The organism is Undibacterium sp. GW821-FHT11B02 (genome assembly GCF_058808955.1).
Map to the genome: position 1 here is coordinate 139,649 of NZ_JBXASD010000006.1, position 24,781 is coordinate 164,429.

The following is a 24,781-nucleotide window of genomic DNA, read 5'->3' on the forward strand; positions in this document are numbered from 1 at the left end:
TGAGAATGGCGATCTCGCCAAGAGATCGCCGCTTAAAGAAGAACGCCCATTTTTATTGGGCGTTTTTTTTATTTCGCCGTAACCCGGAAATAATCAACATCCAGGCTGGAACGTGGTGTCGCCGCTTTTTCTCCTATGCTGAAAAGCCCAACCTGCGCCCCCACCCAACGCCCCTTGCCTACCTTGAAGGCTTGAGCAACTGACTGGAAATTCACATTGTCGGTACTGTAAGCGAACCTCGCCATCGCACCGTCGGTCATACTCATGCGCAAATACATAGCAGATGGTGCGGACGGCAAGATCACCAGCGGTGATTCCTTGCAACGATCACCAGATGATGTGCAAGTGACATACACAAGCTGAGTCACGCCTGCCGTTTTTTGCAAACCCAGCCAAGTGTATTGCATGGCATTCAGAATCAAGCCGGCACGATCCCCATCTGCTGCATTGTTTAACTGGATATGGGTATTGATCACAAATTCTGGTGCTGGCAATTTTTGCGACAGTACCGATGGTGCACGCCGTACATTATTGATCACTTCAGGTTCAATTTGCGTATAAAGACGCAGCATGCCAGGACGCTCACTCAATGAATACCATTGCTCACTAAAGTTGGCATTCCATTCCCATTGAAGACCCAGTGTAGTCCCATTGAATTCATCAGATGTCGGCGGCACCTTGACTGCTGCGCCGGATACGGGCTTGGCATACGTCAGCACCGGCTGCCCCGTGCCGGTTTTCGGGCCGTCTTCACCAATGACAGGCCAGTCGTCCACCCAGCGCATGGGTTGCAAATGCATGACACGGCCATAGGCTTCCTTATCCTGGAAATGCAGGAACCAGTCCTTGCCATCTTGCGCCTGTACCCAGGCCCCCTGATGCGGGCCATTGACAGGGCTATTACCCTGGTCCATGACCGTACGTACTTCATATGGCCCATTGATACTGCGTGAGCGGAACACCGCTTGCCAACCCTGTTCTACCCCGCCCGCTGGCGCAAATACGTAGTAATAGCCATTGGCTTTGTAAAACTTCGGACCTTCCAGCGTACGGTAACCAGGTAATTTATTGCCATCAATAATAGCCTGGCCCTGCGTGTCGAGCAGACGACTGGCATCCGGTGCCATGGCGCGCAGCGTTAGCAGGTTGTTGATCCCCGCCCGGCTCTTGGCCCAGCCATGCAAAAGATAGGCTTTACCATCGTCGTCCCATAAAGGCGCAGGGTCGATAATGCCTTTACCTGCGAGTAAAAGTTGTGGTGCACTCCACGGCCCCGTGAAATGTTCTGCCGTGATCACGAAAATTCCAAAATCAGGGTCAGGATAAAATATCCAGAATTGATTGTCGTGATAGCGCAGGCATGGTGCCCAGACACCATCGCCGTGACGTGGCACAGAGAAATAATCGCCCGGCACTAATTTCGGCAAAGCGTAGCCGACCAGTTCCCAGTTCACCATATCCTGAGATTGCAGCAAGGGCAAGCCAGGCGAACTGTTAAAGCTGGATGACGTCATGTAATAGGTATCGCCGACCCGGATTGCATCTGGATCAGAATAGTCAGCATGCAACACCGGATTCTTGTAGCGACCATCGCCAAGATCAGCTACCCATGGCTCGCTTGTCCTGTCCAGTTGAGTAGTTGGAACGTGTTGACAGGCACACAGGGCAAATGCCAGAAGGGCGGCAGAGACAATTCGGGGGAGGGTCAAACAGGTGAAAATACGCATTCTTATATTGGTCATGGTTTTTCTCTTCTGAAGAGCTGCTTGCGCAGCTCTTCAATGGCTTGAACCTCAATGGTCAGAATGAATATTCTGCTTTGAGCGTATAAGCACGGCCTATAGGTTTGGCGACATTCTGCGCAAACACCACACGTGAACTCAATCGTTGATTCGACAAAGGTGGATCAACGTTCAACAAATTGTTGACACCAAAGTTTAACCTGAACTTGTTGGAGACACGATAGTTAGCACTCAGGTTATAGATAATGTAGGAATCGATCACGTTGTAATACGGTTGCCCCAATTTTTGAGTAGGCAGTGCATTGGTGTCTTCATAGCTGGAAGTATACGATTGCGACAACTGGGTTGAGAATTTACCCATATCCCAGGAAAGACGCAAATTGTGACGCCAGCGGAATATGTAGGTATTGGCAGACGTTGAGCCTGTCGCCAATGCCCCCGGCCTGCCCACACTGTCCACCCATGGGCCACCTACGTCATTTTGCCCTTCGTATTTGTTAACGTAAGTACCATCCATGCTCACACCAAATTTACCCCATCTGGCAGTTGGGTACAGATAACGGAAGTTAACGTCAACGCCACGTGTATGCACGCCCCCCATGTTAAGACGCGTGACCACGATGTAATTCAGGGTGCCATCAGGGTTGCGGACAAACAGGTTGGCGTATTTGTTAACATCTGAAAAAATCGTTTCTTCCGTAATCTGGGCGATGGTTCCCTTCATGCGGATATCCCAGATGTCAAACGACAGCATCATGTTTTGCACAGGTTCAAGCACGATGCCTGCAGTCAGTGTACGTGAAGTTTCTGGCTGCAGATCAGGATTCGCCCCTGTCAATGTAGTGAGCTGGGTATTACATACGCGGGCCGGATCAAGATTCAAACTGGCATACTTGGGGTCCGTAGTCAGCGTTCCGGTATTTGGCTGCGACGGTGTGGTGCTTGGGCAAAGCAAGGGATCATCCCAGCGATTGGTAGATGGTGTCTTGGTGCGTGGTGTGCCATACAGTTCCGGCAAGGTTGGCGCGCGGAAACCCGTGCTGGCGGTACCACGCAACATGATGGATTTGTGCGGTTCCCAACGTACGCTCGCCTTGGGGTTCACGGTAGATCCAAAATCACTGAAATGATCAGCACGCGCAGCAAAAGTTAAATCAAGCTCTTTGGTAAGCGGGGCATCCAGTTCCACATACAGACCCGCAATGGTGCGGGCGCCACTTGGATTGGCGCCGGGCGTACCAGATACCTTGTAGACGACTTCGTTGGTAAGAAGACTGGTGGAATCCGTATAAGTTTCTCTATGCAAATCACCACCCACTGCCACCGACAATGAACCACCGGACAATTCTGTCAGTGAGCGTGTCAGGTTGAAATCAGGGCCAAAGTACTTCACGCTGGCTGTGCGATAAGTGGTGTCATCCACCTTGATACTGTTAAGGTAGGCTTGTCCAGTCGCATCCTGCGCACCAAATGGATTGAGGATACCGTTTGCCACGCCATCGTACAGTTTCGGGGTACTGACAAAGCCGCTCTTCCAGCCTACGCGCCGTTTGCTCATTGCTGCATTAAAGCCAACACGGTAATCCCAGCCCATGATGTCACCTTCGTCAGCGATAACGAGACGGTTGGTATTTTGGCGGTCATCTGTGGCTGCGGGGCCAAGCTCATCCAAGCTCCAGGTCAATGCCAAATCTTGCCCCGTTACCCCGGCAACTGCAGGTACACCACCACTGCCACCGGGATACCATTTGCTGCTCTTGGTAATAAACAGCGGTTTGCGTACACCGGGGTTAAACTTATCGTAATCCGTTTGCGCACCAAACACCTGCGGTGGATTGAGTGCATCAATATAGGATTCGCTGGCAAGCACTTCAACTGTCAGCAATTTATTGTCGCCGTGACGCAGCGACCCTTTTGTAAATAAAGTAGTCTGCCTATTTTCAGGTAACAATTGTGGGTAAAGAACAGGGTCAAGGATACAGGTCTTGATGCCGGAACCAGAAGTCTTGATCGAGGGAAGGCTGTATTGCGCACCATACGTGCTGGTGCAACCGGTAGCCCAATACGGGTTGCCAGTGGTGCTGGTCGCCTTGCCATTGGTGTACACCGTAAAGTTGGCAGGGGAGGATGAAGAACCAGAAGTATTAGTGCTGAATACGCTTCCCCCTAAACGGGCAATGGCATCCGGATCCGTAATGTTAGGTCTGTCCTTTTGCAACAAGGATGAGCGCGTTTGAGTATCCAATACTGCATACACATTCCAGCCGTCTTTATTCAAATCACCTTTGCCACCAGCGATGGAAAAGCGACGCTGATCACCGCCACCCGCCCGTTCCGGTGCCACCACACTGGCAGTCAATTTGATATCGGTCAGCGTGCGCCGGGTAATGAAATTGACGACGCCTGCAATGGCATCGGTGCCGTAAATCGATGACGCGCCATCACGCAAGACTTCAACACGTTCAATCGCACTCAAGGGAACAACGTCGACATTAATTGAACTATCGCCGATGGCTTCGTTGGGAAGGCGACGGCCGTTCAGCAAGACCAGGGTACGGTTGGTGTTCAGGCCGCGCATATTGATCATGGTGCCACCGCCACCACCACCGACGGGTTCATTGGTGGCCCCCATGACAAATGAAGTGGCAACTTCAGACATCGTGGTCAACCCTTGTGCTTCAAGTTCTTCCGCCTTATAGATAGTCAGAGGCAGAGCATTCTCTGTGGCTAGCCGCTTAATTGACGAACCAGTTATTTCTATCTTGGTCACTGGTGGTGATGTTGCTTGGCTTTGCTGTACCTGTTGAGCCTGGACCTGACTCATTAAGGTCAGCACGGCCAGGGTGACCGTGCTGAGTGCTAACCGTGGGGCAGTTGTGCGCTTGCCTTTGTTCATTGTACGTCTCCTTGTTTTATGGTTTTTTTATGTGTTTTGCAGTTTTACAGCCTTACCTACTATCCGATGGCAATGGGTTCCAGCCCTTGCCGTTATCGAAACTTGCGAAAACCAGGCGGCGATTGGCGAAGCGCGCCGCCACCTGTTTTTCCGTTAAAGTGTGACCCGGCAAGCGCCGTGATACATCCAATGGCTTGCCGTTCATATCCATGCTGCCGTATTCACCCCAGCCTGCGCCGGGTTGCGCCTGCGCTGATTCGGGCCGTGGTGTCAGCCAGCCAACAGGGGCAACATGGGCATCCATCCGACAGTTGATGAAGCTGACGCTATCCCACGTTGTGGGTGGCCCCTGGCGTGCCAGATAGGTCGTCGCGGGCAAGACATCGTTTTTCCCTGGGCCAAAGCCATGTGTCAGTTGGCTGTTGAGAAAGACAAAACCTGGTTCATTGGCGGCGACGGTGCGCGCCTGCACCACATAGCCGCCGCCCTTGCCCGGATTGGCACTGTCACCGACAGAGCGAATCTCACTTTCTTCGAACAGGGCTGCCCTGTTGGCACCCCAGATAAAATCCACATTACCGGCGATAAGAGAGTGGTAGAACCACGAATAACCCTTTACCTGTATGGTGTCTTGTTCACTGAAAAAGCTGGCATTCTGTGCGACCAGGCGACCACGGTCGCTACTGAAAACCAGGGCTTCTGCCTGTGCGCCGACACTTTTGGCACGTACCGCTGTGTTAACAAGCGTGAGCGTATCCAGCGTCAGCATGTCCGCATCTTCTATCAGGAACACTGAACGGCCACCGGTGATGGACGGTGTCAATGGTGTCTGACTAACACCTGTTCCCGGGTTGTTACCATCGTCGTTGTAGGCTTGCAGGATGACGCCATCACGACTTTCACCGAGCAGGGTGACATTGTCTTTACCTCTCAGATAAAGTAGCTGGTCGTAACGGCCATTGGCGATGCGTATGGACACCGGTTCTGCGCGCGGTAAATTGCGCATCACATGATTCAAAGCCCCCTGCAGCGTGCGAAAATCCGCCGGACCATCAACACCAACCGTGAGATGAATACCAGTCGGCGCATGCTTGCGCGTGCTGAAAGTCCACCCGGCTTGTTGCCCCAGGCCGTTAAATGTTTGCCCTCCAAGGGTGCTATTGATGAAAACACTCTGGTCGACGGCTATGTAATACTCGGTACCATATGCCAGACGCGCATTATGTGGGCGGATAGTCAATGTCTTGCCGTCTATCGTGATTGGTTTGTAGCGCACGACACGCTTCAATTCCTGACTGTCGTAACCAATTTCATCAACGTCTTCGCCAACATGAATAACATCGACCAGGGCATTATCTGATACACGAAAAATCCGTACCGAACCACCTTGCCCCAAGGTCGGTACCTGGTCAAATTCCATCTGCAATGGCGTATCCACTGGCACTTCATCAGCATGGGCAACCGGCTTGACTTTGCCATGTAGCATGTAGCTCTGTGACGATGTAGTGAAAGCCGGATCAACCCGCACTGCGATATATGCGGCCACGTTGACATCCTTTTGACTGCTTACCGCGACGGTCACCAGCCCGGGGCGCTTCGCGGTCAGTACAAGCTTGCCATCTTCAACGGCAACGTCTGCAATGCTGGTATCACTTGATTGTGCGGTAACAGGCAGTGTGAGTTTATCCTTGCCTGTGTACGCAAGTACCGGGTAATGATGAGGAGCATCACCAGCTTGCAGGCTGACACGATCCATCATGCGCGCCATGCCCAGACGTACCGGTTTGTTTGCTGCCGCACCGATACGCACATCATCGAATTCAACACTCTGGCCTTTCGCCAGCAAACCTATGCGACCTTCAAGCTCCGAAGAATCAGTGGTGCTGATCAGTGCTTCACCATTCAGGTACAGCACCAGCGAATCACCGGCAACTTCGAGCCTGACAGTGTAAAAGCTGCCATTGGGGCCTGCACCTTTTCCTGACTGCTTCAGCCTGAGCAACTTGCCGTTCTGCATTTTGACGAGATCGACGGAAAGCCTTGGCTTGTCGTGATGAACGCTGAGACTGGCTCCCAGCCAATTATTGTCATCCAGATAGCGGGCGATAAGATAAGCTTGCCCTTCCCCAGAGCTGGCAGCAGGCCGCATACGTGCCTCTGCAAAATAAGCACCTTTAGTGCGAGCAGAGTCAGGTGCCAGCACCGGGCCACCCTGACCATTCAGTACCAGGATGTGATTATTCGATCCATCCTGGCTACGCACTGCCGCATCATGGGCATCAGTCTCCTTGTTTATCCAGTGTGCCGGGCCACTCTCAAAATCGTCGCACCAGGTCGCACCGCCAGGGCAATCGCTGGCGGCAGCATTCAATGCCGACATGGCCGTCAGCAAAGCAAACAATAAATGACTTGTTTTCATTGGTATGTGTTAAGGATTTTGCAGATAAAAGCATCATCTGGCGTCAGCCATTGATGCTTCTTAACGACTATTGTGGAAACGGCACAAAGCGATCTTTGCAATTAAGTGACTGTGCGCCAGGGGTATTGAGTTGCCCTGTCAGTTTGGCAAATTCAAGTTTGATGACTGGCTTGCCATCAACCACCACGTCTTTCAGCGCAAGCTGTAACGGATGCTGTTCGTCATACCCTTGCAGTATCACCTGCCCCGGGGTCAGGCTATGCACGGCTTCCATGCGGATATCGGTATAAGATGGAATTAAATGACCCGCCGCAGCGCCTGGCTCGTATTGGGTATTGATATACAGCGGCCAGCGTATATCACGCAGGCAAACATCACGGTACACGATGCCAGCCACGATGCCGCCGCGCCTGTCATTGCTCTTTATACGCAGACCAGATGTGGTTCCATCCATCACCAGGTCGTCGACCAATACATTGTGCACGCCACCATTGGTTTCACTGCCGATGGACATACCATGGCCGCTATAAAAATGATTATGCAGCACGGAAATGTTTTCGCTAGGCCCACTGCTGCCCGCTTTGATGGCAACGTTGTCGTCACCAGTGCGGATATAGCTATACGCAATCGTCACATTGCGCGATGCACCTGGATCAATACCATCGGTATTGCGGGCATCATGTGGGGTATCGATGCGTATACCCCAGGCGGTAAAACCATCAACACGATTCATCGCCACGTGAAAATTGGGGGAGTTACGCAAGGTGATGTGGTACATGGTGAAATCCTGCACCTTGTCCAACTGGATAAGGCGTGGCACGTTCTGACGCTGTTTTTCTGCCTGTGCCCGACGTGCAATTTGCCACCAGGTTTCACTCTTGCCTTCAATAACTTGGCCACCCTGGCCATCAATAACACCTTCGCCCATGATACCTGTGCCGTGTACGCCTTCGACGCTAATAAATGGCTGACAGCCTTTTCCTGCTTCATCGTTGGTGCCACAGGTTTTGGCACCCCGGTCAAACAGCAAAGGATTGGTGCTGGCATATAATACAGCGCCAGCGTCCACCACCAGCGTTACACCGGAACGCAACTTCAGTGGACCAGATGTAAATGAAGTGTTGCCATTGCCGGGTGCCAAATGCACTGCCTGACCCGAAGCACATTTATCCATCACAGCCTGAATACGTGGTGCATCGTTGCGATTGAGTGCGAGAGGTTCTGCAAGCAACACCGCGCATGCGGGCGGTATCACTGGTTCGTGCACGTCACGCGTATCCTGTGCCTGTGCCAGGTTAGCCAAGGAAGTGATGGCCGCAACTCCAGCCAATACTTGCAAACTCAGGATGTGTTGACGAGCCCGAACGGAAGTGAACATGTACATTGATAGTCTCCAGTCATTACTAATACGCATGCCTGCATGCATGACGCTAACTGGAGCACCTCGCGTACTCCACGCCGTTAAAACGAAGACCATTGTCAAGCAATGGCCGAGGTCGCACGGTCGTCTATATTTAAAGTCTTGCAAATGGTGATACCACCGTCAGAACAGCATCTGCTTCGACTTTGAAAAGACTATCAGATGAAAATGAAACAGACCATGGCTTTGACCACTGGTGGGAAGAATCGTTATCCGACTTGGTGGTTTTCGCAATTCTTTGACGCACAAGAGTTGCCGATTTTCATTGAAAGACTGCAACTGTCAAAACAAAACACCAATCCATGTAAGCATGGTGATATGGCGTACTGCGCGGATTGTGGTATCCGCCATGATTTTATTTCACGCCTCCCCATGGTTTTATAGCATAATGCGCATTGATTATTTAACCATAAACAGCATTGTCTTTGGCCAGGCCCGGTTACACTTCTTTTATCATCCACATGCCTTATCAACGCTAATATTTATTAAAAACATGAAAAATCTGAGTCTTGCATCCCTGCTTTTCCTCGTCGCCACACTAAGTTACGCCCAAACACCCCAAGAGCCTAAAGCGTTTCATTACTCCACCATAGATGCGCTGTTAGCTGGTGCCTATGAAGGTGAATTGACAGTCGATGAACTTAAACTGAAGGGCGATTTTGGTATCGGCACCTTCAACCGGGTTGATGGCGAGATGATCGTCCTTGATGGCGAAGTCTTCCAGTTCAAAGCCGATGGCACCGTAGTAAAAGCCAGCGGCACGCAATTGACACCGTTTGCCGTGGTCACCAAATTCAACACTGACTATCGCTATGACGTCAGCAAAGAAACCAGCATGAAAGAATTGGAAGAAATGCTGGATCAGCGTCTGGAAAATAAAAATCTTTTTTATGCGATCCGGGTGGAAGGTGATTTTAAAGAGCTAACCACACGCGCCATTGCGCCACAGGACAAGCCCTACAAACCACTGGCCGAAGTCACCAAGACGCAAACCCTGTTCCACTTCACCAACACCAAAGGCGTACTGGTCGCCTTTCGCAGCCCTGGTTTTGCCAAGGGTTTTAATGTACCCGGTTACCATTGGCATTATCTTTCCAACGACCGCAAAGCCGGCGGCCACGTGCTGGCACTCAACCTTAGCCAGGGCACAATCAAGGTCGGAGCGGTATCTGGTGTAGAAATCAAACTGCCAACCAACAATCAGTTCGCCACGGCCAATCAAACTGTTGACCGGTCGAAAGAATTGAAGGCAGTTGAGGGCTTGCGGAAGGATTAAACCTAGCTTGGTAGTCTCCAGTCGGTGCTAACGCATACCTGCGACATGACGCTGACTGGAGCACCTGGTATATCCACATCGCTAAAACAAAGGCCGTTGCGATGTAATGGCCGAGATGGTTGAACTATTCTGCTTGTGTGACACTAGAAAGTTTTGTACTGAGCTGCGCATTCAGTGCTGCAATCGCCTCATCACACCAATCGACATAAGCTAACTCGTAACGAACCCCGCAACGAATTACCAGATAGTCCGCCAGCGCTGCTGACGACAACGTCTTCACGTCCGGAAAATCGCGCGCAATCACCGACTCATAAAATTCTCGCTTATCCAGATGAATCTGTCGATGCCGCTCTATTTCTTCAATCAATACATGGTGATCGACCAGTGATTCTGCCCGGAGTTTAATCAGCAAGTCCTCGCGCATGGCTGATACGCCTATCGGTTGGGCTATCCACGCCGCCAACATCTGCCGCCCCTGGTCTGTGATGGAATACCATTTACTGTTGGGACGATCTTTTTGCTCGATCAATTCTGCCGTCACCAGGCCATCCCGCTCCATACTGGCAAGCTCTCTGTAAATCTGTTGGTGCGTCGCGTTCCAGAAATGACTGACGACACGATCAAATTCTTTCGCCAGTTCGTAACCGCTACTTGGGTGCTTCAGGAGAGATGAAAGGATTGCGTGTGCGAGGGCCATGATTGAAGAATATCACAACTATGCAACTTATTGCATAGCCATATTTGCCATGGTAGTATTCATATGCAACAAATTGCATATGAATACTAAAAGGAAATCATATGAAGAAACTTGTTTTTTTGAAAAAAATTCCAGCCATTGCCTTGATTGCCGTCACATATGCGTCAATTTTTCCATCAACGCCTTGGGCGAGAACTCCAGAGGAGACCACTATGCATCCCGAAGTACATGCCACATCTACCGCAAATAACGATGAAAATATGGTCCGGGCCTTTTATCAGGCAGCCGAGACGAAACCATACAGTGAGGAAGCCATATCCAGCTTCTTTGATGAGAACTATCAAAGTTATCCACCCCGCAAGAGTGCGCCTGGCGTCAGTGGCAAGCAAAGCGTATTGAACCTGCTGAAAAATCTGTCAGACGGTTTTCCAGACGGAAAGCGCAGTTTTACAATGATTGAACCCATGAGTGAAAATCGGGTGCTGGTTTATTTTACGTTCACTGGCACACACTCCGGCCCGTTCTTTTCATCCCCTCCAACTGGAAACAAAGTGTCCTTTGTCGGCGTCGATATTTTCACAATCAAAGACAATAAATTTGTAGCGAATCACCATGTGGAAGATGTCAGTGCACTCCTGGAACAATTGAAGAGCAAATAAACAGCTTACCCTGCATTAACGACATATTTGGTCTGGATTTCCAAGCCAAATATGCTAACGTCAAGGGCGTTTTGAGTTAATAGCAGGTCAGCGCAACGCCCCGTATTTGCTTGTACAATAGGTCCGACCTGTTTGGTCACGTCCCATTTCCTGACTAAACTTGCCAAGTAAAACAGGAAAACTGGAGAACAGCCAGTCATCAACAGTCCGCACAGATTGTAATAGAGCCCGTCCAACATCTGATCTGTGATCACGCCTTCTGTAACGGAATTGTCATTTTCAAGTCACTCAATAATTGCGAAGGAAATTACCATGCAAGTTGAAGCAATTCTGGCCTTTGGTGGCCATAGTGAAAAAGCACTCAAATTTTATACCGAAGCACTCGGCGCTGAGGTGATCGTCATGATGCGCTGGAAAGACAGCCCTGACCCGACGCTACGGACAGTCTCTTCAGACCCGGAAAAAATCATGCATGCTTCATTTCGTATCGGCGAAACCACACTGATGTTAACTGACGGTGTAGAAACCTTGAGCCAACCGGATTTCAAGGGCATCACACTTAACCTGGCAGCCAAAGATGATGATGAAGCCAAACGCCTGTTTGCCGCACTCAGCAATGGCGGAACGGTGCAAATGCCACTGGCAAAGACCTTCTGGTCATCGCTGTCCGGCATGGTGGTCGATCGCTTTGGTTTGTCGTGGATGGTGAATGTGTCGCAACCTTAGTCAGCGACTATCACAAGTGTTTCTTTCAGATGCCCTGCAGCAGATCACACATCTGTAAATCATTTGTGAATCCAAGGTGTCTGACGCCCAAACTTCAGAATAGATGTAAAGCCGGAAGATAGCTTACACAAAACTGTTGCTACCATGACCCGCACATGAACAAGTGTCTATAAAAGTAACACGCCTTGCAAATCAAAAATCTGGCAAGGCGTTTACAAAATTAACCTGACAGCGCTCAGAACAGAATATCAACTGAGCTTCCCTCGGTAATTAGTTCACCATCAGGTGAATGTCATGCAGCCAGATTCTCTTGATTTTGTTTCTTCCTCCAGTCTTCCAGATACTGAACCGGCGATCGTTTGGTAGGTGGGCGTGCCGTCATAGGCACCATCAGCAGTCACTTACTCCGCCCGGCCCCCAGATGCAGCGTTCCAAAGGCATGTTGACAGACTTTTTTTAATCAAATTGCCTTCCCCCTTCCAGATAGATGCAGCAGTCAAGCAATTTATCCGGCCTGGTAGGCACACTCACGAGCCAGCTCGCGGCTCATCCTTCGCCACCTGTCTACAAGGAATAACAACCGTATTTTTCCAGCGGTAAACAGCACGTCCACACCTCAACAACACACGGCAGACCACCATGAATACCCGATCAACAGCACGGCGGGAATCGTACAGCGCTTGCCGCGAAGGATTTGAAAACCAGCCTGCTTCGCCTCAAATGTTGCCAAATGGCTCATTAATGCAAATTTAGCAAAATAATGCTGGCGTTTTTATTATCATATAGTAAAGTCATTATATTAATTTTTTACTAGCCTGCCTGCCGCTTGTCTGCTGCCTTTGTAAGAGGCGGTAGGTAGCTTGCAGGCAGGCAACAGACTGGCCTTATGGCCAGCCTGCTTTTTGCTCCATCCTTTCCACCCGCGACACCACCTTGCCAGCTATAGGAGAAGCGCCATGAACACCTCTTTGATTCTTGCCAGCCACCACCACCCCCACTCCAGCAGGGGACAAGCATGATACGCCTGCTACTCAATCCCATTGCCAGCGTCGCCGATGCCCAGGCCATGCTGCAGACCGCCATCAACGTTGAATTTGGCACCCTGCCGCCCTACCTGTATGCTCAGCTCAGCATACTGCCGGGCAGCAATGCCCCCGCCATGGCGCGCCTGCAAACCATTACCCATCAGGAAATGATCCACCTCTGCCTGGGCGCCAACATCCTCAATGCACTCGGCGGCAGCCCCAAGCTGGTGGCACCGGTTTATCCTGGCCCCCTGCCTGGCGACATTGGCTTTGACGGCAAAGTGCTGACCCTGCACCTGCTGCCGTTTGGCAAGGACGCCATGCAACAGGGTATGGACATAGAAATGCCAGTCGACCCGATCGACTTTCCACAACTCAAAATGACCACATTGACTGCCACCAAGGCTGTCACCATAGGCCAGTTCTATGAAGCCCTTGATGCCTACCTGAAAACCCTGCCGGCCACTGCCTGGCAGATCAACCGCAACCAGATCAGCGATGCCCAGTTCTTCCCTGGCCAGATCTTTCCCGTTAACAACTATGCCGATGCCCACCGCGCCATCCAAGTCATCGTTTCAGAAGGCGAAGCCACCAGCACCAGCCCGCTCGACTTTAGCAATGAACTCGCGCATTTCTACCGTTTTGAAGAAATCTACCGCAACCAGGTGCTCACCAGCATCCCAGCCAAACCTGGCTTTGCCTGGGGCGAGCCGCTAGGCGTCGACTTTAGCAAATCCTACCCTGCCGTTGCCGACCCACAATTGCTCGACTACAGCAAACAGCCAGATGCCGCCCGCGCCGCCCAGCAAGCCTGCACCGTTGCCTACACCGGCATGGTCGACAGTCTTAACCTGGCCTTGAATGGCGATGCCGCCCAGCTTGGCATTGCCGTACGCCGCATGTTTGACCTGCGCATGGCCGCCATCCACGTCCTGCAGACACCGCTGGCCGACAAGAGCAAAGTGGCCGGCCCGGCCTTCATCTACCACGCTGCCTGAACACGGCACACCGCAACGATCACGGGAGAAACAGCATGAGCATTCTGCAATTACCACGCATTCACTTCAAGGGACAAATGTCCTGGGACCCCATCGTCACCAACAACTACCCCAAGTTCTATAATGAAGACACCGCCCAACCCGTCTTGACACCAACTGAGAACATGAATCAGTTCCGCCAGGCCGCTATCGAAGCTGCCAAAGGTGGCAACTGGAACCCGGACGGCACCCACCGTTCCGCCTTCTTTGAGACCAGCGTCACCGCCGTTGACCTCGGCCATGGCGCGGTCACCACCGACAAACTATGCGGCGCACCGGCTCTCCTCAACGCCATGCTGGTTGACCTGGAACCGTATGGTTCCTGCACCTCACAATTATTCTTTGACACGCTGCGCTTTGGCATAGACGGCGGCTGCCGCATTGTCGCCCCGCGCAATGAACGCTTCACCGCCCGCTACATCAACTTTAACCGCAACTCATTCGGCTTTACTGCTGGCGGCGCCTCTGTCAATTGGCAAACCGCCTTTGCCACTGCTGGCCTCACTATCGACAGCCACGGCAGTGATGCCCTGCACGCGCTGCAGCAAGCCCTGCATGAGCCCGACGCACTTGGCCTGCTGGTCAGCTTCAATGCCTACCGCACCATCTATTTTGATGACCCCACGCTGCAAAATGGCATCCCCATACCAGTACAAAAACAGCGCGATCTGTTCTACAAAAAACTGCAGGCCGGAGGCTTTCAGCCCAATCCCGCCCGCAGCCTCATCGTCGGCACCATCGGCGTCTGGCGTAAGGGCGAAGCCACGCACGAACCGAGTGACCGCGCCCTCCTGCCCGATGCCAATGCCAAAGCCTTTGTCGCCACTGCCCATGCCCGCATAGACCGTGGCCATGTCAACCTCGACCTCTCCAACAGCATCAGCGAAACTGGTGCTGACCTCATCAAACAAAACCTGGGCACACTGCAAGTGGTGGCTGTCGATGCCGCCAGCAAAAAAGAATACCAACTGGCTAGCTTCAACTACCCCCAGTATGACCGCCACGCCTATGAAGCCAGCGCCGGCATCGTCAGCCTGCCTCTCAACCCAGCCTTAAGCGCCGCCGACCTGGCCCATGCCGAACTGGCCGACTGGCAATTACGCAGCAGCAAAGAAGGCTTGTTGCTGAGCGAATCGGCGACCCGCATCATCCCGCAAAGCCCTAACCTCTATCTCGACCAGGGGCCGACTGGCAACACCAAAATGCAAGTCTACCTGCATGGCAAACCCCTTCACGAAATCAGCGACATCACCGTCTATCAAACCGATGCTACTGGCCAAACCATCACCGGCACGCAAGAACTCAAAACCAATGCCCAGGGCCAGCTCGTCATCAGCGCCGACGCCAGCGCCGGCCAGGTGTATGCCTACCTTCCCCTGTTTGGCAAAAATTTGCCTCCACCCGACCTGACCAACGGCATTGATACCCAGACCTACACCTATGCCTACGTGCGCGTGCTGCCCGCCGACAGCGCCACCGCCGCCCTGCCCCCAACTTGGGACAATGTGTATAAAAACGTCCTCATCAACTGGAACGCCATGGCCCCCTGCATGGACAACTGGCTAGACCTGGCCAACCCCGTGCAAGTCCACAACTACGCCAGCATCCTGCATCGCCTGACTGACCCAAAAGCCTTTGAAAGCTACCTCTTCATGCCCGTTACCCGCGACATGACAGTCGGCCAGCGCAGCCTGCTCAACAACTTCCTCACGCAAGCCCTGCCCCATCCAGTCGACCTGGCAGAAAAAGTCAGCATCCGCACGGTGGCCACTGCCACTCCAGCACCAGCACCGGCACCAGTCGGTGCCAGCATCGCGCCCCAGCAACAGCCAAACGGCAAGCCCAATTTTGCCGAGCTAAGCCGCCGCTTGCGCAATGTCGATAATGAATAGGGAGAGGTGAAACAGAGAAGTGAAATAGAGAGAAGTACCGCAGGCAGCACCAAGGCAAGTCGCAGGCTTTTGTTCAAGAGCCTGCGCCCTCATCGTCACAGATGAATGCAGGGCAAGGCGACCTTGCGGTAGGTGGCATCATGGAAGGTTGACGCGGCTGCGGCCGGGTCAGCGATGCGTGTAGCTGTTTCAGACTGGTTCATGGTGTCTTGTCTCCTTATTTATTATGTGTATGGCTTGGTATTAGCCGATATGGCTCTGGCATGGTTTGCTTTGCTCGCTTATCTTCCTGCCATGATCCTGAAAGCGCTGGTGCTCTTCCTGCGGCACCAGCGCTCCGCCGGTGGTCCAAATGATGTGGGTAGCGCCGGCCAGCTCCAGTCCGTGGCGGCGCAGATAATCACGGCCGTCATTGCTGCTGCTCAGCCACGCTGGCCCACCAACGCCAGCCGCAGCCGAAGGCTCGAGTTCAATCCCCTCTGCTTGCAACACTTGGAGCAGTTGAGCGTACAGTTGCTGGTCACTCACAGTGAAGACGCCGGACAACTGTGCTGCCATCAGCGGACTCACTAGATGAGAAGCCTGCCCCACCGCCAAGCCATCGGCCTCGGTGCGATTGTCCAGGCCGATGTCGTAGACCGAGAGAGGGGCGTTCTGCTGCGATGCCAGCTGTACCAGCATGCAGGGCGAGGCAACCGGCTCGGCGAAGAAGCAGTGAACATGCTGGGCAAACAGCGCCTTAAGGCCGAAGGTAATACCGCCGGGCGCACCGCCGACACCGCAGGGCAAATAGACGAAGAGCGGATGGCTGGCATCGACAGTGCGCCCTGCTTCTGCCAGTTGCATAGCGAGATGCCGGGCCGCGGCGGCATAGCCGAGAAACAGCATGAGCGAACGTTCGTCATCGATAAAGTGGCAGTGCGGGGCTACCTGTGCCTGTGCTCGCCCGGCGGCCACCGCCGCCGCGTAATCACCGTCGTGCTCGACCACCTGCACGCCTCGCATGCGCAGACGATCCTTTTTCCAGATCTTGGCATCAGTTGACATGTGTACGACAGCCTTGAAGCCCAGTGCGGCAGCCATCACGCCGATGCTCAGGCCTAGATTACCGGTACTGCCGACAGTTACCGTATGGCGCGCGAACAGGGCGCGCGCCGGTTCGGATGCGAGCTGCCTCCGATCGCCATCGAGGCTAAGTACGCCATGGGCCACGGCGATGGACTCAGCTAGCGCCAACACTTCATGAAAGCCGCCACGGGCTTTGATGGAACCGGCGATGGGCAGCGCGTGGTCAGCCTTGATGAACCAGGTACCGTCGCGCTCCGGAACGCTTCCCATGGCCCGCTGCATGCGCGCCGCCTCGACCAGTTCGGATTCGATCACGCCGCCGCGGGCTTCCAGTTCCCCGAAGAGCACCGACATCAGCCCGGCACAGCGCGCAAGCCTGGTCTCGGCGGTAAGCACGTCGGCAACCGTGGGTGCATCCTCGGGCATGGCGCTGCCCAAGCGGGGATTGAGCCACAGCAGGGGTACGCGAGACTGTAGTTGTGCTAATAGATCAGGGGGGAATGCTTTCAACATAGTATTCATGAGAAGTAGCCTAGCGAGTGAATTTCATTGGTAATCGTGTTATAACTATAGACTACAGGCCTCCAGCGAAAAGTGATATTTTCTACTGTTTCCATTAGCTATACTAATTCGAATGCAACTCAACTCATCGATTCTCGGCGCCCTTCGCTGCTTTGAAGCGGCGGGACGCTTGCTCAGCTTCACCAAGGCGGCAGAGGCGCTGAATCTCACCCAAAGCGCGGTTAGCCAGCAGATCCGGCAACTCGAGGAACGTCTGGGCTATCCGCTGTTTTTTCGCCGGCATCGGAACCTGATACTCACCGTCAAAGGCGAAATGCTGTTCGAATGTGCAGCCAGGGCCTTTCTCGATATCGAACAGACACTCAAGCGCCTGGGCACGTTGGACAGTCCGCTGCAGGTCAACTGCCTGCCATCCTTCGCCTTGCAATGGCTGATGCCCCGCTTGGTCGACTTCCACCGTCTCCAGCCTGAAGTCACGGTGCGCCTAAAGGCAGAGTTCCAAGCGCTGGACCAGCATGCCATGAGCGCTGACGACATTGATGTCGCGATCCGCTTCGATCCGGGGCAATATGAGATCCTGCACGCCGAACCGATCCTCGACGAATATCTGATGCCGGTGGCAAGCCCGGAATACCTTGCACGCCACCCCAAGTTCGCCGCAGGGGAGTGGATCGGGGATGTCACCTTACTACATGACTCCGCTCCATGGGCCGGGGCGCCCGAGTTCATCGAATGGCGAACCTGGCTGGAGGCGGAGCGCCCCGACTGGCTAGGGGAGCTCGGCGGAGTGCAATTCAACCTGTCGATCCTGGCCATCGGGGCGGCATTGAATCACCAGGGCGTGGCTATGGCACGCACCGCCCTGGTTCTCGACGAGATCAAGAGCGGCCGGCTGGTTAACGTGTTCGGCCGACTAATACGGGCACCCGCGCGCTATATGCTGCTGGTGCAGCGCGAAGACGACCGGCGTGTGGCAGTGTTTTCCCAATGGCTGAAGGAGGAGTGCCGCCGCTTCAGCGAACTGCGGCAGCAGTTGTTAGCAATCTAGTTATCCAAGTATCAATCGGCACGGCTTTGTTGCGGTAGGGGCGCGGCAGAAATCCGCGAGCGCATGTAGGCTGCGGGGTTACCGATATAGCGGCCACATAGGGCCGCGCGTGCTAGTGCCGTGGCTGGCCAGCGCCGTCCGGTCAGTCGCAGTTATTGCTGGTTCGCTGCTATCTCTGGTTTGAGGTGGGCGCCGGTCGCAGTTAATTCCGGTCGAAAAAGCCGCTGAATGCAGGTTGGAGCGTTTTTGAATGCAGGTCGCTACAGTTAGTCGTTTCGATCGCAATGCCGCCACGCCAACGGGTCGCTTGCATATGGAAGACTTCGCACAAGAGCTGGAATTGCGGCTGGAATCCAATTATGAGGGCAACTATGCGGTGATCAGTGCTGTGCTGCAGATCGCGTCCTCCACCGCAGAGCAGGATTTGTTCGAGCTGCTTCGCCGCATCAAAGTGAACGAATTATTGGGCAATTTCGATGTTATAGACGCGACGACAAGTCATTAGATGTAGTTAATTTATTGCGTGTTTCAGATTAGTCTGCTCCATAATTCTAATAAACTTTGACTGTTCGTTTGCTAGCTGAATTGTTCCTGTCAGTTTGATCCACCATGCGCATACTGGCAAAAGCTGCCACACGTTTATATGACGCTTCAAATTCCAGTTCTTTTAAATTAAGATGAAGTTGTTACAAACTGCGCCGATTCCAATGTTTTTGCCAGCTTTGGTTTAAGCCATCTTGGAATGCAGTGCATATTTATCGATACACTCGTTGCCTGTCGCTCCGCATAGGTCGACTCTGTTATTTCAGAGCAGATGGCTCCGGACAGTGTTGCGGGAGATGTCCAGTAGTCTGGCGATCTCTGTCATGAAATCTGGTCAAGAATATGCCAGAGTCGATTAATGGCGAGTAATCCCGTCTTTATCACTCTAGTCTCCTACTCATCAAGTTAAGTAGAATCGCGCGCTAAACGTAGGGGGGAATTTGAGTATGAATCAATACATTCAACCTCTCCTATCAGAGAAGAACGCGATTAAATGTGGTTTGGCGCAGTTGACTAATCACCACCGAAATTGCTTCATTATTCTATAGATCAATCTCGTAGTGATAGTTATCCATGATCAATCTCCGTAACTTATTCTAGCGTATTAGCTGAAATAACACTTCAGTTTTGTTTCGGTCATTTCTATAACTGTAGAGTACACTGAACCAAGAAAATCATGCATATCTGATGAAATTGAAGATTTTTTTACTCCAGGCTGCGCAATGGCAAATTCAAATTTTACTTCAGTATATTTGAGCGCTTTTTTAATCTGCTCAATGCCAGATGCGTTACCATGATAAAACCGCTTACCCTTTAATACCCCTGAAGACTCCCTTCTTACAATGTGCTTTAGTAATTCTTCAGGCCTCCATTTATATCTCAAAGATACTATTGCTTGTCCGCCGACTTCGTAAAGATCATCTAATCTTGCGCCAGCAATATCAATCGTATCTGGGGATGTCCATGTTGCAGCCTGGGGAACTGCGTATCGCAAGGATATATCGCCTACAGCTACCTGGGCACACATCCATCAATTTACCTCGTCTGCAGTTGTGCATCCATCTCTGATGGGAGTCGCTGAGCGTCTTTTCTTATATCTACTCAATAGCACGGCGAGCAAGCCTCAGGTAATCGATGTCCAACATGTGGTGGAGATGATGCTCTTTCCCGGGCATAACCGATATGTGATGCCGGCAAGGAACTGGCTTGCATTGGAACTAGATATGGGGGATGGTGGGACGAATTGCAGGCTGTGGGCAACCTGGCGATGTGAAACCGAAAATGGTTTTTCGAACCACCTCCAGGCGGTGCAACCAGCTCACTTGTAACTGCGTTCATAACAAACGATCCTCTGCAAATCCTTAAAAGACTACCTGAAACCGCAATATCACCTGACCCTTGAATTTTCAGTTTAAGGTCAGCCTGGCCCAGGTCAATCATAGTAGCGTCGCCGCTGGCCAGCTCTGCTGGTCAGTCGCACAGCGACCAAGGCGATCCTCGCCTAAAAGGGGGCATTTGACGAAAGGGAAATTAATGTACGCTAAGCTTTTGAAATCGGTAGCAACGGCCTGAATCCGCCCTTCTCGACCCACCTGTGCTGTTTCCAGGCATAGTCGCCGGTCAAATTAATATGGTTCCAGTGAATCGGCGCAACGTGCTTGAGCAACGCGTCACCAATGGGATTTCCCCCCATTCTTTATTTCGGCAGCTGCACGATTGTAGTGCGACCTGACTTACAGAATTCCTGAACAAATCTGCCTGCGTATCTTTGCCTGATCTGATTCGGCTTTCCCATGCTTTCATAATCAAGGAGGCAACTGTTTGAGCACGAATTGTCTACACAATTTCGAGCATTGAACGTGTCGACGGATCCCGTTGCAAGGAAAATCTCACGCACAACAGAATTTGTTGAATTCTTTCATACTTTACGAATGCATCGCTAGACAAACGTAAGGATTTCTATAGCACTCGGGGCCAACATGGCTGTAAGTTTTTGAAATATTTAGGGAATTTTCGTAACCGTGTCAAATTGCACGAAAAGTACGATTACCCTTCACAATGGACGGTTTCTGGTGGCAGGCAGCAGGTGGTGCACTCTACATCGTCGGCATTGCGTTTGATGCCACAGATCACAAATGGCGTCACGGACACGGGGTTTAGATGAGCGATCAGTGCACAGTTGTGCCGTGCTCGGCAAATCGCTCGACAGCGGGTAGTTACCTCTTGTGATAGTAGACCAACTGGTTACCGTTTACATCATCAGCGGTCGCGCTTCTTTTGGAATTGCACCAACTGTGATTTCACCCAGCACCGTGCGTGGATGAAGATCCGATTGCGAAACCATCGTGATCAACATCGCCGCATCGGTTTCATGTTTATACCCCAGCCTTTAGGAATAGCCGAGCACTTCAACAAGCCTACCCGGAAAAAGTGACTGCCTTTGCGGGCCAAAAAGGTAGAACAGTCCTTGCTAGGAACATCAGAGTTTCTTTTGAAAGTTGACGTAGATGAACTGGCCACGGTTGTTATAGTTGTATGGGTCGAAGCCGAAGGATGCGTTAAAGAATGGCGGCTTGGTTCCCAGGATGTTCGATGCTCCAACTGCAATGCGCGTGCCTTTCATGAATCCCGTGGCTGCCTTGTCCTGATACGCCAGTTGCAAATCAAGGAATGCCCGCGCACTCAATGTGTATGGCACGCCGCGGCGATCCTGATAGCTACCTACGTAGCGGATTGTGGGCGAGAGATCAAAGTTGGCATATTCGATCGAGCCGGCCACCGAGCCGCGCCACTTGGGAGAAAAGCCGTCGAAGGAAAACGATCCCAGGCGGTCTTCGATAACGCCCGGCACAAGTTCAGCCTTATAGTTCAGAACACGCGTTACATTGCCGTTCACAGACCAGCGTACAGAGCCAGTCTTGGCACGGTAATTGACCTGCGCATCAATGCCATTGGTCTTAGATGTGCCGAAGTTGACGTAACCCGCATCAATCGACTGCAACGCTCCCGGGCGACCCAGGGCAATATCTTCAGCCGTCTGCGGCGCCCTGACTACGCGGTTTGGAAACAGATCGGCATGGTCCACAAGAATCTGGTAGGCCGGCGAAACCACCCTGTCATCTTGCGATACCCACCAGGCTGACAGACTCACGTCCAGATGCCGGGTGGCCGCATCGATGGGGGTGAATCGAACGCCGACCGTGTAGGTGTCCGCTTTTTCCGCCTTCAGGTTTGCACCTCCGCCGCGGGTTGTCGGCACCGTGACGACGGCACCGCCACGCGTAGGATCGGTGGCGCTGGCCGGCACAGTATAAGGCACGCTGCTGACATACGACAGCGGCGGAGCACGGAAAGAGGTTCCCCAAGTGCCCGAAAAAAGCATACCTTCCACTGGCTCCCACTCATAGCCCATCTTTGGATTGAACGAGTTGCCGAAGTCACTGTAATGGTCGTATCGTCCGGCGCCCGACAGTGCCAAGTTTTCCAGAATTGGTGCCCGTACTTCGACATAACCACTGGCCACGCTACGGCTGCCGTGGGTGTTATCGAAGGGAGAAGTGATGTCGAGTTTTTCCCGGCGTAGTTCAGCACCCACGGCAAAGGATAAGGGACCACCCGGCAAATCGAGAAGCGCCCCACTAAGCTGAGCGTCTGTGCTTAAGGCACTGGCCAGGTAGCGCCTGTCTACCGCTGGCAGCAGCGATTGCAGAACAGACGTACTGGCAATAGGCCCTGTCGTGAACAGGTTCAGCGTTGCTGTCGGGTCAGGATTATTCAGGACTGCCTGAATCCTGCTCGTGTCGTAGTAATTGTCTTCGTGGACGCGATTGTCATCACGCGAGTAGTTCGCAGCGAGCTCCCAGCGCAAATCCTTGCCCAGTTTCCCGCGGACGCCGACGAGAAAACGCGTGAAGGTATCGCTAGACCTATTGAGATCGGAGCCAACGCCCGTCAGCAATTTATTGACGCCCACGTCAACGCCAAACGGGTTGTAGGGATTGCTCTTCGGAACAATGATTGATGTGCTCACAAACGGCAGTGTGGAAAAGTACTGGCCGTTCTGACGGGAAGCCAAGAGGGTCGCAAATGCCGAGGTTCCACCGCCCAAGTTGTAGGTCAGATCTGCTACGGTGCCGAAGCGTTCGACGGGAGACTGCAGATAGGCCTGTTGATAGTATTCGCTGCTGCGGCTCTCTTGCCCTGCAGTTGCCGCAAAGTCGGCCATCAATGGTGTGGCGCTGGCTGTTGTGGGGATGGTGGCTCGGCTCGATGTCAGCCCGGGAAGATTGCCACCATTGAGCGAGTACACGGTACCTTGGCTGGTATAGGGCAGGCGGCGATCTGTGAAACCGAACCGCCTGTAGTCCAGGTCGCGCGTGCGGTCCCGATCGCTGAAGCGAATGCCATCGGTGTTGAAGTAGTCGGCGCTCAGCGACCCATGCAGAGCACCTGACGAGAAGCCGTAATTGGCAGATACCCGGCGCTCTTGCCCCACGCCGCCTTCTGCGACGCCGTAGCGGCCATCAAAGGTCAACCCATTGCTTGAACGCTTGAGGATGACGTTGATGATACCGCCCACTGCGTCTGCGCCATAGATTGCCGAGGCACCATCGGCCAGCACTTCAATCCGCTCGACGGCCGACAGAGGAATGCTGCCTATGTCGAATGCCACCCCGTTGGCGCCGGAAGGTGTAACGCGCCGGCCATCGATGAGTACCAAGGTCGTGCCTGCACTCAGGCCCCTGAGCTGGATCGGTGCAGCACCCAGAAAGGCGCTCGTAGGCGTAGGCGTCATACCGGCCTGGCTGTTTTGCGCCACTACGTCGCGCACTGAGCCCTCCCCGCTACGCTCGATGCTCTCCTTATCAAAGATGGTGACCGAACCTGGGATCGACTTTGATGAACGGGCAATGCGTGAACCCGTTACAATAACGTTGTCAACCACATTGCTACCAGTTTCTACCATGCTTGTAGCTGTGGGGGCTTCTGCTTTTATAACCGTTGGAGCATCTGCGCGAACAATCAAAAGACCCGATCGCCCTCGCTCTATGTGGAAACCTGATCCAACAAGTAACGTATCTGCTGCTTCCTGCAAACCGTAGCGCCCCTTGAGAGCCGATGAGCGCTTCCCATTAACTGAATTGTTATCGAACGCGAACTGCTGCTGGGTGGCATGCGCCAGCGCTACCAGGGCGGCCCCCAGTTCCTGTGATGGAATATCTAGCGTGTAGCTCTGAGCTTGGGCATAGGCTGGCGCAAGCTTAAAGGATGTTGTCAGAATCGCTAGAGCAATGTTTCCCGAAAGAAAGGCTATTCTTTTTCTTTTAGTTCGCAAGTTTGTCTCCTTTATTTTTTATCTGGTTTGGTGCCATACACGTAATACGCACCAAATCTCAAGCGGGACAGCATCAGGACAAAAAATTATTGCGCCCCTAGATTTGACCTAATATTTAACGTCGTCTTGAGCATGCACTTGATGACAATAGATAAAGTTTTATGGGTCTCATTACCTTTAATTTTGTCGGAAAAAAGAGGTAATTCACTGATGAAGTCCAGAACGCACTGCGTCCCACTTTTCTTGGTTCCGGCTTTGTAAGCGCTTGGGCATCCAGGGGACAAGCGAGATGGCAGCGTAGTAGGACATGCTCGCTATGTTCTGCTCGACTGAGAATCCCCGAAGCCTAAGGTCGCTTAAGCATGCTGCCACGCACCGTGTACTCCATGCGAAATGCTGAAAATCCCCACAGTAACAGCCACCTCTAAGCTACGATTGGTACTGCCGCGAGGGTTGGCACTTATTACTAGAGCATA

At 52.8% G+C, this 24,781-nt stretch carries 17 protein-coding genes and 1 pseudogene; 9 read left to right on the top strand and 9 right to left on the bottom strand.

Features of this window, described 5'->3' with window-relative positions; translation table 11 throughout:
• Nucleotides 1-68: 68 nt before the first annotated feature.
• From AC1RVX_RS14145 to AC1RVX_RS14160, 4 genes are all read right to left on the bottom strand, one after another.
• Complete coding sequence (locus AC1RVX_RS14145; protein ID WP_493217235.1) at nucleotides 69-1,742, bottom strand: glycoside hydrolase family 43 protein; 1,674 nt, start codon at nucleotides 1,740-1,742, stop codon at nucleotides 69-71.
• Between the two features lie 58 nt (nucleotides 1,743-1,800).
• Complete coding sequence (locus AC1RVX_RS14150) at nucleotides 1,801-4,638, bottom strand: TonB-dependent receptor plug domain-containing protein (protein WP_493217236.1); 2,838 nt, start codon at nucleotides 4,636-4,638, stop codon at nucleotides 1,801-1,803.
• 52 nt (nucleotides 4,639-4,690) lie between these two features.
• Nucleotides 4,691-7,057 (bottom strand): pectinesterase family protein, encoded by a 2,367-nt coding sequence (locus AC1RVX_RS14155; RefSeq protein WP_493217237.1) that lies wholly within the window; start codon nucleotides 7,055-7,057, stop codon nucleotides 4,691-4,693.
• A gap of 67 nt (nucleotides 7,058-7,124) precedes the next feature.
• Nucleotides 7,125-8,435: a glycoside hydrolase family 28 protein gene (locus tag AC1RVX_RS14160; protein ID WP_493217238.1), complete on the bottom strand. Its 1,311-nt coding sequence runs from the start codon at nucleotides 8,433-8,435 to the stop codon at nucleotides 7,125-7,127.
• Nucleotides 8,436-8,645: 210 nt separating this feature from the next.
• On the opposite strand from AC1RVX_RS14160, the gene AC1RVX_RS14165 reads away from it, so the two are divergent.
• Nucleotides 8,646-8,861 carry a hypothetical protein gene (locus AC1RVX_RS14165; protein ID WP_493217239.1) on the top strand — a complete coding sequence of 72 codons (216 nt, stop codon included), beginning with the start codon at nucleotides 8,646-8,648 and terminating at the stop codon, nucleotides 8,859-8,861.
• Between the two features lie 109 nt (nucleotides 8,862-8,970).
• Nucleotides 8,971-9,753: an acetolactate decarboxylase gene (budA, locus tag AC1RVX_RS14170; RefSeq protein WP_493217240.1), complete on the top strand. Its 783-nt coding sequence runs from the start codon at nucleotides 8,971-8,973 to the stop codon at nucleotides 9,751-9,753.
• Between the two features lie 124 nt (nucleotides 9,754-9,877).
• On the opposite strand, the gene AC1RVX_RS14175 is transcribed toward budA, so the two are convergent.
• Nucleotides 9,878-10,450 (bottom strand): PadR family transcriptional regulator, encoded by a 573-nt coding sequence (locus AC1RVX_RS14175; RefSeq protein WP_493217241.1) that lies wholly within the window; start codon nucleotides 10,448-10,450, stop codon nucleotides 9,878-9,880.
• Nucleotides 10,451-10,551: 101 nt separating this feature from the next.
• Between AC1RVX_RS14175 and AC1RVX_RS14180 the strand changes: the two genes are divergently transcribed.
• On the top strand, nucleotides 10,552-11,109 hold the full coding sequence (locus tag AC1RVX_RS14180) for an ester cyclase (protein ID WP_493217242.1): 558 nt from the start codon (nucleotides 10,552-10,554) through the stop codon (nucleotides 11,107-11,109).
• A gap of 312 nt (nucleotides 11,110-11,421) precedes the next feature.
• Nucleotides 11,422-11,835 carry a VOC family protein gene (locus AC1RVX_RS14185; RefSeq protein ID WP_493217243.1) on the top strand — a complete coding sequence of 138 codons (414 nt, stop codon included), beginning with the start codon at nucleotides 11,422-11,424 and terminating at the stop codon, nucleotides 11,833-11,835.
• Between the two features lie 884 nt (nucleotides 11,836-12,719).
• On the opposite strand, the gene AC1RVX_RS14190 is transcribed toward AC1RVX_RS14185, so the two are convergent.
• Complete coding sequence (locus AC1RVX_RS14190; protein WP_493217244.1) at nucleotides 12,720-12,848, bottom strand: hypothetical protein; 129 nt, start codon at nucleotides 12,846-12,848, stop codon at nucleotides 12,720-12,722.
• Nucleotides 12,849-12,850: 2 nt separating this feature from the next.
• Here AC1RVX_RS14190 and AC1RVX_RS14195 point away from each other — a divergent pair, with 2 nt between their 5' ends.
• Nucleotides 12,851-13,858, top strand: a complete 1,008-nt coding sequence (locus tag AC1RVX_RS14195) for a ferritin-like domain-containing protein (RefSeq protein WP_493217245.1) — start codon at nucleotides 12,851-12,853, stop codon at nucleotides 13,856-13,858.
• 35 nt (nucleotides 13,859-13,893) lie between these two features.
• The gene (locus AC1RVX_RS14200; protein ID WP_493217246.1) at nucleotides 13,894-15,789 is read left to right on the top strand and encodes a hypothetical protein; all 1,896 of its coding nucleotides are present in this window, start codon (nucleotides 13,894-13,896) and stop codon (nucleotides 15,787-15,789) included.
• Nucleotides 15,790-16,032: 243 nt separating this feature from the next.
• Here AC1RVX_RS14200 and dsdA read toward each other — a convergent pair whose 3' ends face one another.
• Complete coding sequence (dsdA, locus tag AC1RVX_RS14205; protein ID WP_493217247.1) at nucleotides 16,033-17,379, bottom strand: D-serine ammonia-lyase; 1,347 nt, start codon at nucleotides 17,377-17,379, stop codon at nucleotides 16,033-16,035.
• Between the two features lie 106 nt (nucleotides 17,380-17,485).
• Between dsdA and AC1RVX_RS14210 the strand changes: the two genes are divergently transcribed.
• Nucleotides 17,486-18,427 carry a LysR substrate-binding domain-containing protein gene (locus tag AC1RVX_RS14210; protein WP_493217540.1) on the top strand — a complete coding sequence of 314 codons (942 nt, stop codon included), beginning with the start codon at nucleotides 17,486-17,488 and terminating at the stop codon, nucleotides 18,425-18,427.
• Between the two features lie 250 nt (nucleotides 18,428-18,677).
• Nucleotides 18,678-18,932 (top strand): HipA domain-containing protein, encoded by a 255-nt coding sequence (locus AC1RVX_RS14215; RefSeq protein WP_493217248.1) that lies wholly within the window; start codon nucleotides 18,678-18,680, stop codon nucleotides 18,930-18,932.
• Between the two features lie 642 nt (nucleotides 18,933-19,574).
• Here the strand turns inward: AC1RVX_RS14215 and AC1RVX_RS14220 are convergent.
• A complete protein-coding gene (locus AC1RVX_RS14220) occupies nucleotides 19,575-19,964 on the bottom strand; it encodes a hypothetical protein (protein WP_493217249.1) in 390 nt (129 codons plus the stop codon).
• Between AC1RVX_RS14220 and AC1RVX_RS14225 the strand changes: the two are divergent.
• A pseudogene (locus tag AC1RVX_RS14225) lies at nucleotides 19,909-20,298 on the top strand (alkaline phosphatase D family protein); the annotation flags it as partial. The gene AC1RVX_RS14220 and the pseudogene AC1RVX_RS14225 overlap by 56 nt on opposite strands.
• A gap of 1,151 nt (nucleotides 20,299-21,449) precedes the next feature.
• On the opposite strand, the gene AC1RVX_RS14230 reads toward AC1RVX_RS14225, so the two are convergent.
• A complete protein-coding gene (locus AC1RVX_RS14230) occupies nucleotides 21,450-24,305 on the bottom strand; it encodes a TonB-dependent receptor domain-containing protein (RefSeq protein ID WP_493217250.1) in 2,856 nt (951 codons plus the stop codon).
• Between the last annotated feature and the right edge of the window lie 476 nt (nucleotides 24,306-24,781).

Coding starts and splice junctions, on each gene's coding strand:
- AC1RVX_RS14145 (WP_493217235.1), bottom strand. CDS start 1,742: ATGACCAATATAAGAATGCGTATTTTCACCTGTTTGACCCTCCCCCGA.
- AC1RVX_RS14150 (WP_493217236.1), bottom strand. CDS start 4,638: ATGAACAAAGGCAAGCGCACAACTGCCCCACGGTTAGCACTCAGCACG.
- AC1RVX_RS14155 (WP_493217237.1), bottom strand. CDS start 7,057: ATGAAAACAAGTCATTTATTGTTTGCTTTGCTGACGGCCATGTCGGCA.
- AC1RVX_RS14160 (WP_493217238.1), bottom strand. CDS start 8,435: ATGTTCACTTCCGTTCGGGCTCGTCAACACATCCTGAGTTTGCAAGTA.
- AC1RVX_RS14165 (WP_493217239.1), top strand. CDS start 8,646: ATGAAACAGACCATGGCTTTGACCACTGGTGGGAAGAATCGTTATCCG.
- budA (WP_493217240.1), top strand. CDS start 8,971: ATGAAAAATCTGAGTCTTGCATCCCTGCTTTTCCTCGTCGCCACACTA.
- AC1RVX_RS14175 (WP_493217241.1), bottom strand. CDS start 10,450: ATGGCCCTCGCACACGCAATCCTTTCATCTCTCCTGAAGCACCCAAGT.
- AC1RVX_RS14180 (WP_493217242.1), top strand. CDS start 10,552: ATGAAGAAACTTGTTTTTTTGAAAAAAATTCCAGCCATTGCCTTGATT.
- AC1RVX_RS14185 (WP_493217243.1), top strand. CDS start 11,422: ATGCAAGTTGAAGCAATTCTGGCCTTTGGTGGCCATAGTGAAAAAGCA.
- AC1RVX_RS14195 (WP_493217245.1), top strand. CDS start 12,851: ATGATACGCCTGCTACTCAATCCCATTGCCAGCGTCGCCGATGCCCAG.
- AC1RVX_RS14200 (WP_493217246.1), top strand. CDS start 13,894: ATGAGCATTCTGCAATTACCACGCATTCACTTCAAGGGACAAATGTCC.
- dsdA (WP_493217247.1), bottom strand. CDS start 17,379: ATGAATACTATGTTGAAAGCATTCCCCCCTGATCTATTAGCACAACTA.
- AC1RVX_RS14215 (WP_493217248.1), top strand. CDS start 18,678: ATGCAGGTCGCTACAGTTAGTCGTTTCGATCGCAATGCCGCCACGCCA.